The 6,109-nt window shown below is 38.3% G+C and carries 8 protein-coding genes; 1 reads left to right on the forward strand and 7 read right to left on the reverse strand.

Annotated features, from left to right (window positions below):
- The 7 genes from prmC to nth all read right to left on the reverse strand — a co-directional run bounded on the left by prmC (position 1) and on the right by nth (position 5,644).
- Positions 1-870 (reverse strand): peptide chain release factor N(5)-glutamine methyltransferase, encoded by an 870-nt coding sequence (gene prmC, locus O3607_RS02460; protein WP_371443256.1) that lies wholly within the window; start codon positions 868-870, stop codon positions 1-3.
- Entirely contained in the window at positions 863-1,945 is a 1,083-nt protein-coding gene (prfA, locus tag O3607_RS02465; protein ID WP_105093892.1) for a peptide chain release factor 1, read from the reverse strand. Before prfA ends, prmC begins: the two co-directional genes overlap by 8 nt.
- 2 nt (positions 1,946-1,947) lie before the next feature.
- A complete protein-coding gene (locus O3607_RS02470; protein WP_060924213.1) occupies positions 1,948-2,853 on the reverse strand; it encodes a DUF1385 domain-containing protein in 906 nt (301 codons plus the stop codon).
- Between the two features lie 57 nt (positions 2,854-2,910).
- Positions 2,911-3,108: a 50S ribosomal protein L31 gene (gene rpmE / locus O3607_RS02475; RefSeq protein WP_004696185.1), complete on the reverse strand. Its 198-nt coding sequence runs from the start codon at positions 3,106-3,108 to the stop codon at positions 2,911-2,913.
- 79 nt (positions 3,109-3,187) lie between these two features.
- The gene (locus O3607_RS02480) at positions 3,188-3,457 is read right to left on the reverse strand and encodes a YdbC family protein (RefSeq protein WP_371443257.1); all 270 of its coding nucleotides are present in this window, start codon (positions 3,455-3,457) and stop codon (positions 3,188-3,190) included.
- Positions 3,458-3,567: 110 nt separating this feature from the next.
- Positions 3,568-5,007 carry a hypothetical protein gene (locus tag O3607_RS02485; RefSeq protein WP_295825248.1) on the reverse strand — a complete coding sequence of 480 codons (1,440 nt, stop codon included), beginning with the start codon at positions 5,005-5,007 and terminating at the stop codon, positions 3,568-3,570.
- Position 5,008: 1 nt separating this feature from the next.
- Positions 5,009-5,644 carry an endonuclease III gene (gene nth / locus O3607_RS02490; RefSeq protein ID WP_105098328.1) on the reverse strand — a complete coding sequence of 212 codons (636 nt, stop codon included), beginning with the start codon at positions 5,642-5,644 and terminating at the stop codon, positions 5,009-5,011.
- A gap of 123 nt (positions 5,645-5,767) precedes the next feature.
- On the opposite strand from nth, the gene O3607_RS02495 reads away from it, so the two are divergent.
- A complete protein-coding gene (locus O3607_RS02495; RefSeq protein WP_105098329.1) occupies positions 5,768-6,037 on the forward strand; it encodes a DUF896 domain-containing protein in 270 nt (89 codons plus the stop codon).
- The last annotated feature ends 72 nt before the right edge of the window (positions 6,038-6,109 follow it).

The following is a 6,109-nucleotide window of genomic DNA, read 5'->3' on the forward strand; positions in this document are numbered from 1 at the left end:
TTATCCCTCATATACAGCTGTTACAACGCGGTCATTTCCGCCGAGGTCAGTAATACATCGAATATTAGAGTACTGCCCCGTTTCTTCTAATAAAGCCTTTACAGCCTCAGCTTGATCAAAACCTATTTCAAAAGCTATATGGCCTTGCGATTTTAAATATGTGCCACATGTTTTAGCCAAAATACGATAGAAATCAAGTCCATCTTCACCGCCAAACAAGGCAATATGAGGCTCATTTAATACGTCCTGAGACAATAATTTAGCATCCCCAGTACGGATATAGGGTGGATTTGATACGATGATATCAAACTGTTCATTTTTACCATCTAAGGCAGAAAACATATCGGACTCTAACAATTGAACACGATCATTTAAGTTAAATCTTTCACCATTCTCCTTAGCCAATGACAAAGCATCGGCAGATATTTCAATACCCATGCCACACGCATTCGGCAAATAGTGCAATAGACTTAATAATATCGTGCCAGGGCCCGTACATACATCAAGGATACGAATATTACTATCCTTTTGATACGTGCCTAGTACATGCTCAATCAACGTTTCTGTATCAGGTCGCGGAATCAATACCTTATCATTAACCTTAAAGGTCAATCCCATAAAGTCCTTTTCCCCAATAATAGCCGCTACACAATGCCCCTTAGCTCGTTCTTGAACGAGAGGTCTGAAAGCATCGAGTTCCTCTTGAATAAGCGGTTGGTCATAATGGGTATATAGATAAATACGATCCTTGCCTAAAACGTGAGAAAGCAGTACTTCCCCATCAAGTCGAGGTGTATCCATCTCCTTGCTTTGAAAGTACTGCTCTGTCCACTGGAGAATACGACCGATTGTCCAAATCTCCTTATGCATTTGTATTAGCCTCCTGCATTTTTGCCGCTTGGTCAGCAGCATTTAAGGCTTGAATGATTTCATCTAGATCGCCATTTAAAATAGCATCTAATTTATACAATGTTAAGTTAATACGATGATCAGTTACGCGACCTTGTGGATAGTTATAGGTACGAATACGTTCACTACGGTCACCTGTACCAACTTGACTCTTTCGGTCTGCTGCCATGCTAGAAATAGCCTCTTGTTCAGCTTGGTCTTGCAATTTAGCACGCAATACACGCATGGCTTTTTCACGGTTTTGTAATTGAGAACGTTGGTCTTGACAAGCTACAACGATACCGGATGGTAAGTGTGTAATACGAACAGCAGATTCAGTTTTATTGATATGTTGACCGCCCGCACCACTCGCACGATAGGTGTCGATTTTTAAGTCTTTTTCATTAACTTCAATATCAACATCTTCCATTTCTGGTAATACAGCCACAGTAACTGTAGACGTATGTACACGGCCTTGTGTTTCTGTAGCAGGCACACGTTGTACACGGTGTACACCAGATTCAAATTTCATTTTAGAGTATACATTTTCACCATCTACAGAGAAAATAACCTCTTTAAAGCCACCTAATTCAGGCTCATTGGCATCGATAATCTCACAACGCCATCCTTGGCTTTCCGCATATTTTGTGTACATACGGAACAAATCGCCTGCAAATAGTGCTGCTTCATCACCACCGGCACCACCGCGAATTTCAATGATAATATTCTTATCATCATTAGGGTCCTTAGGCAATAAAAGGATTTGTAATTTCTCTTCTAATTCCTCTTTTTGAGGTTTTAGCTCTTTTAATTCCTCTTGTGCCATTTCGCGGAATTCTTCATCCATGGATTTATCTTCAATAACTTCCATAGCTTCATCAATACCAGCTAATACTTTTTTATAAGTACGGAATGTTTCAACTGTTTCAGATAATTGAGCATGTTGACGTGTTAATTTACGCCATTCATCTTGGCGGGCAATCACTTCAGGGTCACTGATGCGCTGCTCCAGGTCCATAAATTTATCTTCAATAACTTGTAATTTATCTACTAACATGTTTATTCCTCTTCATATGCATCACTCTCAAGAGGGCGAACCTCTTCAAGAGCTCGTATAGCGACTTCAATTTGATCATCTTCTGGTTCACGTGTGGTCATGTACTGTAATGCAAGACCTGGTTTGATAAGAGCTTTCACAAAGGAATGCTCACTACGACCAGCAAGACGAATAACCTCGTACGCAATACCTGCCACTACTGGCATGAGAAGTACGCGGCTTACGATACGTTCCAACAAATTAGGCCAACCTAAAAAAGCAAATACAAAGATACTTACTACCATAACAATAAGTAAGAAGTTTGTACCACATCGTGGATGTAAACGACTTTGTTTACGAACGTTTTCTACAGTAAGAGGCAAGTCTAATTCATAGGTATGAATTGTTTTATGCTCAGCCCCATGATATTGGAAAACTCGTTGAATATCCTTCGTAAGCCCAATCCCCCAAATGTAGAGTAGAAAAAGAACTAAACGAATGACACCTTCAATGAGATTTAATACTACATGATTGTCCTGTACACCAGGAATAAATTTTACGATAAATGTAGGCAATGCCAAAAATACAGCTATCGCAAATATGGTGGAAATAACCATAGTAATGGCAATTTCACTATTAGACATTTCTTCCTCTTCATCACCAGCAGCTTTAGCGGAGAAGGACAATGCCTTCATGCCAATTACGAGGGATTCATAAAGGGCTACACAGCCTCGAAGAAATGGTTTTTTCAAAATTGGATATGTGTCAGCAATAGATTTTGTAGGCTCTTTTTGAACTACAATGGTTCCCGCTGGTTCTCGTACAGCTGTTGCTGTAACACCAGGCCCCCTCATCATGACACCTTCGATCACAGCTTGTCCACCGACAAACTTTTTAATACGTTCTGTGTTCACAAGAGCTCCTCTCATAAACAAATAGAGGCAGAGCCCATAGCCCTGCCAATAGATGCTACATTACATGACAAATTATTTGCCGTAACGTTTGTTAAATTGTTCAATACGACCACGAGCTTGAGCAGCACGTTGTTGACCAGTGAAGAACGGATGGCATTTGGAGCAAACGTCTACACGAAGGTCTTCTTTTACAGAGCCAGTTTTGAATGTGTTGCCACAACCGCAAGTTACTGTAGCTTCTTTATAGTCTGGATGAATACCTTGTTTCATTCTATACACCTCTTTCCGACAATCAATATTATTCTTATAGATTATAGCATGACATATGCACAAATGCAAGTTGCCAATACTATTCCTTGGATGCTTGTTTTTCTTCAATAGACTCAGCTAGAATGGTCTCTAAGTCATTTTCATTAAGGATGTCACGCAATGCGATGAGCTCCTCTAAAGAAAGGGTAATACCCTTTTTCATGCTTGTATATTCACTATCCCAAGCACGAAGGTCAAACTTAGGATTATATTTGCCCCAGCTAGTGCATGTTAATTGTTTTTTCCAACCATCTTTATCTTCAGATAAAGTACCAATAACTTTGAAGATTTCAAAATTAATAACAGCCATGAATCCTCCTTTCTCACACATTCGTGTAGTATGTTTCATACCTACTATATTTAGTAGTTTATATTTTTTAGGATACGATATATTTTAAACTAAATATCGGACTTTTACAATTAGTTTTTATAATCGCTATAATCCTCAATATCAATAGATGTTGTTGGTGGCATAACTTGAGCACCTAATTCATCTACTGTAGATTTCCAATCTTCTGTCGCTTCTGTCACAGCCTTGATATACGCTTCATCAGCTGCTTGAACAGATGTGATTAGTTGAGCCTCGTCGTTAACATCTAATACGCGTCGACGTACGCTGCTAAGCATATAACCGAATGACTCATCTGTTTGAACGAGCATGGAAACTTCTTGGATCAATGTTTGACCAATAGTGCTACAGAAGTATGCATACCACATATAAGCTAATTCAGCATCTGGGAACATCCAATAAATATCCTCTTTTGGTACTTCTGTAGTAATATCTACATCTACATGATCTGCATGACGTTTAAATGTAAGGAAATAAGCGCCATTTTCAACAAGAGCATTACGACCTAATTCAGAAACTCGACTGTCGATACAGTAAATCCCATCTTGTCCTAAGGCTACATCAGTTTGACCACCTGGTAGCAAAATAGAACGCAAAGACAAGCCATAATTTAATACAGTAAACACTGGCAATTGAGCGAACACACCATGAGGCAATGGAATATAGTTAATCGTTTTCCATTCTTCTCCTACGCGTTCACGTAGACCAACACGCATCTTTTTAACATCATATTTGCCATATACAATTTCGTAAGCCCCTAATGGTATCCATTCACGAATCGCTTCTACACGCTTTTGATTCAAGAAGAATTGTAATGCCATATTATTCAAACCTAATTGATTTTGTGCCATTGTCGCAGGCAAGAATAATTGTGCAGTTCCTTCTGGAACAAGATTATGTAAACCATTAGCCACTTCTTCCACAATATCTTCAGATGATTGGAACATGCCAACCGTTCCTGTAAAGATATGATCAAAATAGCTGCGATGAGGCCATTGATTAATAATTTGCGCCATTGGATATAAACGTGTCAAAATGCTATAGCACACTGGAGATGCCGTATAAAGTACAACTTTTTTATCTTCATAAGATTGAAGGATTTCTTCAATCATACCTGCGTATTCTTCTACATAAGCATATAGAACGAGTTCTCCCGTTTTACTATGGGCTTCGATACTTTCACGAACAGGAGTCTCCCAGATAGTACCAACATCTAGACCATCTAAAATACCTGTGTCACTAATAAAATCAAATAATTCGACTCTAAAGGAAGGGCCATATAGAGCTTGGAATGTATTCAAATCATATGGAACAGGGCCAAAAGATTCTACTGTAGATTTTTCTGCTAACGCATATAAATCATCAGCCGTAACGCCCCACTCACGGGAGCTAGCATTACTAGAAATTAATTGATCTAACACTTTAAAACGCATTAACTCATTTACAATATCAATACCTTCAATGCTATGAGTAGCACAAAGGGCAATAAATTCTTCGTTATTTACTTTCATATTAAACCTTTCCAGCTGAAGGACATAAGTGATTTAAAAAACATTCTTCACATAATGGCTTACGAGCCTTACATAGTTTACGACCATGATAAATCAACCAGTGATGAGCAGCCGACCAATCCTCTTTAGGAATTGCCTTTTGCAACTTTAATTCCATCTCTTCTGGTGTTTTAGCAATACCCAGTTTTAATCGGTTAGACACACGGAATACATGAGTATCTACAGCAATCGCTGGCGTACCAAACAATACAGATACTACCACATTTGCAGTCTTACGACCTACACCAGGTAATTCAACGAGTTGATCAAACTCCCGTGGCACTTCCCCGTGGTATTGTTCTACTAGAATCTGACAAGTGGCAATCAAATTTTTGGCTTTAGATTTATAAAGGCCACAGTCCTTAATCAGAGTTTCTAATTTGGTAACCCCAATTGCTAACATCTTAGCCGGATGATTTAGTTCAGGAAATAACCGTTTAGTAACAATATTAACTCTCTCATCCGTACATTGTGCAGATAATACGACTGCCACTAATAATTCAAATTCATTTGTATACTCAAGGGCAGGTTTTGCATCAAAATAATGCTCTTGCAATAATTTCAATTGCTCTGCCTTTATTGCTTTTGTTACACGCATATAACTCTCCTTTCTCACTTGTGAAAGTACAGACGCGTACAACTTATATCTTACCATACGTATTCATTTAGTTCTATGTTATAATAAATCATGTTATTCTAATATAGAATACAGGAGGTCAATATGAGCAATATTAACGATACATTAAAACGTATAAATGAACTAGCAGCAAAGAAAAAATCTGGGCAACAACTCACACCAGAGGAATTAGCAGAAAAAAAAGAACTTTATGAAATTTACTTAAGCTTCATTCGAGGCCAAATCACAGATACATTGGACCGTGTTGAATTCGTGGATCCTGAAACAGGTGAACGTACAGCTCCTAAACAAGCGCTCGAAAACTTGGCTAAAAAAGCTGACCAAGACATTAAAGAACATAAAGATATTCACTAATATAGCAAAAAGCCACTTGATACAAGTATCAAGTGGCTTTTTGTATAAGTTTTAATTATCTATTATAATTTG

Origin of the sequence: Veillonella sp. 20925_1_51 (assembly GCF_041431445.1) — a bacterium.
GTDB classification, from domain to species: domain Bacteria; phylum Bacillota; class Negativicutes; order Veillonellales; family Veillonellaceae; genus Veillonella; species Veillonella nakazawae.

Excerpts from the sequence above, each read along its gene's own strand:
- nth (WP_105098328.1), bottom strand. The coding sequence starts at position 5,644 with ATGCGTGTAACAAAAGCAATAAAGGCAGAGCAATTGAAATTATTGCAA.
- prmC (WP_371443256.1), bottom strand. The coding sequence starts at position 870 with ATGCATAAGGAGATTTGGACAATCGGTCGTATTCTCCAGTGGACAGAG.
- O3607_RS02485 (WP_295825248.1), bottom strand. The coding sequence starts at position 5,007 with ATGAAAGTAAATAACGAAGAATTTATTGCCCTTTGTGCTACTCATAGC.
- rpmE (WP_004696185.1), bottom strand. The coding sequence starts at position 3,108 with ATGAAACAAGGTATTCATCCAGACTATAAAGAAGCTACAGTAACTTGC.
- prfA (WP_105093892.1), bottom strand. The coding sequence starts at position 1,945 with ATGTTAGTAGATAAATTACAAGTTATTGAAGATAAATTTATGGACCTG.
- O3607_RS02470 (WP_060924213.1), bottom strand. The coding sequence starts at position 2,853 with ATGAGAGGAGCTCTTGTGAACACAGAACGTATTAAAAAGTTTGTCGGT.
- O3607_RS02495 (WP_105098329.1), top strand. The coding sequence starts at position 5,768 with ATGAGCAATATTAACGATACATTAAAACGTATAAATGAACTAGCAGCA.
- O3607_RS02480 (WP_371443257.1), bottom strand. The coding sequence starts at position 3,457 with ATGGCTGTTATTAATTTTGAAATCTTCAAAGTTATTGGTACTTTATCT.